Genomic DNA, 2,627 nt, shown 5'->3' with positions numbered 1-2,627 from the left:
GACGATGACCGGCGCCAGCCGGGCCCACTGCTCGCGCGGGAGCCGGGTGGGAGTGGAGGTCAGCACCTGGATGGCCACGTGATCGGCACCGGCCTCATGGTGCTCGGCGACCCTGGCTAGCACGGAGTCCACATCGCCCCAGGCCACCACGGCATCGACGAGGCGCCGCGAGCCGGCACCCGTCAGATCGTCCTCGGTGAAGCCGAGACGGCGCAGGTTGTTCACGTAGTTCGGCAGCTTCAGGTAGAACGCGAGGGTGTCGTGCGCGACCGCCCGGGCCTGAGCCGGATCGGTGTCGAGGATGACCATCTGCTCGGGCGCGAGTAGCGCGTCCGGGCCAAGCAGCTCCCCGGCGCGCCGGGTGTGCTCGGGGGTGGTGAGGTAGGGCAGGGCACCCGCGGTGCGCTGCGCGGCGATCCCCAGCACGCGGGGACCGAGAGCGGCCAGCGCCCGGCCGGCCCGCGGGACGCCCAGCTCGTCGAGGGTGTCGAGATAGTCGACGAGGACGTCGACGGGACGCTCGTAGCGACGGTCGATCCTCTTCTCCACCAGCTCCTTGTGGCCGGCACCGAGCCCGAGCAGGATCCGGTCGGGGTGCGCCTTCGCCAGCATGGCGTAATGATCGGCGACGACGTCCGCCGGTTCGGTCCAGATGTTGAGGATGCTGGTACCGACCACCAGCCGATCCGTGTTGTCCAGGATCGCGGCCGCGAGTTCAAGATCGCCACTGGCCGCGCCGATCCATACCGTCGGGACGCCGAGGGCCTCCACCTCGGCCGCGATCTCCGCCCGGGCCGGGACATCCTTCGGCCACTGCCGCTCGGTTGCCCACAACCCGATCCTGCCGACCTCTGCTACCACGACGAGCCCCTTCCGCGCAGGGAACTGCCACTGTCCGTGCCATTACCCCATCACGTCTGCTACCCCGTACGCACGCCCGGCATGTCGGCCGGTTCGTTGAATCTGTGGATCGGTAGTTCAGTGGATGGGCGGATCAGGGGATACAGGGGATTCAGGGACCGGAATGATCACGCGGACAGAGGAAGGTCGGGCACCGCGGTGGTCTGCGACACGGCGGCCTGCGGCCGCAGCTCGTCGAGGGACAGCTGGTGAACCGGCGGCCCGTCCAACACGATCCGAGAGGTCACGGTGAGATCGGCGGCCACATGCAGCAGCTCCCCGCTCTCCATCAACCGCCACCGAGGGTCCTCGTCCATCCGCTCGCTCTCGACCACGACCGCGGGCTTGGTGAGCAGGTCGAGAGAGCGGACCCGGATCTCGCTGAACGGACTCGCGTGATCAAGGTGGCGTTCGTTGCGCCCGCCCGGGCCACGCCGAAGGACGTACAGGCCATTGGTGTCCGGATACCGCAGAGCCCAGAGGTCCCGATCCGTGATGAGAATCATGTTGATGGAGTACAGCGGCAGGTTCTCGGCGGCCCAACGAGCGGCGGATGCGATTCCCTCGCCGACGTCCCCGTCACAGGCGTCGATCTCGCGGGTGACGAGGGCGAAGAACCGTTCCGAGTCGGTGTCACCGAGGACCGGGAGACCGGCCGTACCGAGCTCGGCGTCCAGCTTGTCCAGCCCCTCGATCACGCCGTTGTGCGCGAAGATCCGCCCGTTTCGAACGAACGGATGGGTGTTGTCCTCGCAGGCCCGGCCGGTGGAGGCGTGCCGGACATGCGCGACGAACGTCGAGGAGGTGACCTGCTGCGGCTCCTGGGCGAATGCCGTGTCGGCCCGGTTCCGGATGACCTGTTTGACCACCCACGCGGTGCCCTCGGCGTCGAATCCGCCGAAGCCAGCCCCCTCCGGGGTCCGCAGCGTCGCCGCCCGGGGACTGTCCGGCGCATCCAGCAGCCAGAAAGTCGCCTGCACCCTCGTCGGCCCGCTGCTCATCGCGAACAGATGACACATCTACGCCCTCCCTCGCCGATGTCGACGGCTCCGGTACTGCGCCGGCCAGGACGCTACTGGTTCCCGCGTCCCAGACGCGGGTCCACCGAGCGGTGGCCGGGTCGATTCCCCGAAGCGAAAATGGCAACGTTACCCCCGCCCCGGCGCCCGCGACATGCCGACGAATCTGCACGCGAATCCGCTTTCGTCAACCCGTCAAGGGCCTGCTGGCGCATCGGTCCCGCCGTGAGGGCCGCCGTGAGGGCCGCCGAGCAGAGGTCGCACGGCACCCGGACCCCGTCCGGGCACTGGCCGGGTGCCCGCCGGGACGCTGCATAGTGCCGACGGGCAAGGCGGTGTTCCCCGCACCCCGCCGGCCCCGCCGTGATCAACTTTCCGAGTCGTCACCCGACAACCGCCTGGGACCACTAACGGTGACACATCCGGATCGAAGCGACCATTGCATCCCGTTTTTTCCGTAAATTTGCACCACATCACGTGATCAGACGGCCTGTCAGACCGCACGATGATCAACCCTTACCTGACTGTCGGATCCTGCTCGGGCGACAACCGCAACCGTGTCCGGCCACCCGTACGACCGCCACTCCGGGCACCGACCGGGATGTCCGTACCAATTCGTTACCTTAAGTTTCCCTCGATCCCCCCGGAACCGCGGGACCATGAAGACGTCACTCCCCCTCCAGGGCTGCGCGAAGGTCGCGTGGTGTG

The 2,627-nt window shown here is 68.3% G+C and carries 2 protein-coding genes; both read right to left on the bottom strand.

The window, feature by feature from the left end; genetic code table 11:
• Positions 1 to 861 (bottom strand): LLM class F420-dependent oxidoreductase (locus AC08ON_RS15380; protein ID WP_476617214.1); only part of this gene is annotated, 861 nt, incomplete at its 3' end.
• A 167-nt stretch (positions 862 to 1,028) separates the two neighbouring features.
• Positions 1,029 to 1,919, bottom strand: coding sequence for a class II glutamine amidotransferase (locus AC08ON_RS15375; protein ID WP_476608183.1), 891 nt, complete (start codon positions 1,917 to 1,919; stop codon positions 1,029 to 1,031).
• Positions 1,920 to 2,627 lie beyond the last annotated feature (708 nt).

This window comes from Frankia sp. CoWAU3 (assembly GCF_977971855.1).
Note: the sequence above shows the minus strand (reverse complement) of the source record. Positions and strands in the feature narration are given on the sequence as shown.

Coding starts and splice junctions, on each gene's coding strand:
- AC08ON_RS15375 (WP_476608183.1), bottom strand. CDS start 1,919: ATGTGTCATCTGTTCGCGATGAGCAGCGGGCCGACGAGGGTGCAGGCG.